Origin of the sequence: Novosphingobium sp. B-7 (assembly GCF_000410615.1) — a bacterium.
Taxonomy (GTDB): domain Bacteria; phylum Pseudomonadota; class Alphaproteobacteria; order Sphingomonadales; family Sphingomonadaceae; genus Novosphingobium; species Novosphingobium capsulatum.
On sequence record NZ_KE148340.1, the window covers coordinates 11,580 to 12,126 of the forward strand.

A 547-nucleotide genomic window follows, 5' to 3' on the forward strand; every position below is an offset into this window, starting at 1 on the left:
CGCGCCTCTTCCTGCGCGGTGATGATGTTGAGGCGGATACCGGTTTCGCGGTGCACCCGTTCGATGAATTCGGCGCCGTTGCTGGCGCGGCGGCAGGCTTCGGTGGCGACCGAGCGGGCCAGGTGAACATTGCGCTTGCGCAGCTTTTCCGCGCAGACATGCAACGCGGCCAGCGCGCGGTCCATCGCCGCGTCGGACAGGCGGCCAGACTGGGCCAGTCCTTCGCCCAGGCGCACCACCCGGCTGAAGGCATCGATCACCACGAAATGCCCACCGGCCGGCCGTGCGATCAGCAGGCGGCAATTGTTGGTGCCAAGATCGATCGCGGCATAGGCCTGGCGATGAAACGGCACCGGCTTGTGCCAGGCGCGCGCGCCGCCCTGGCCCACGGCCTCGTCAGCGGCAAACAGCGCTTCGGGCAGCACCTCTCGCCCGGCGGTGACAGCCGATGGCGCCGCCACAGGATCTGGCTGTGCCATGCCGGATTGCGGCACTGCTGCAGCGCCGGGAGCGGGGGATGCGGCAAGGGGCGTGGCAACGGCGGCCG

Annotated in this window: 1 pseudogene; it reads right to left on the reverse strand. The window is 70.0% G+C overall.

Annotation, left to right across the window (positions count from 1 at the left end):
• Positions 1 to 479: pseudogene (locus H926_RS34675) on the reverse strand (Ppx/GppA family phosphatase); the annotation flags it as partial.
• Positions 480 to 547: the final 68 nt, after the last annotated feature.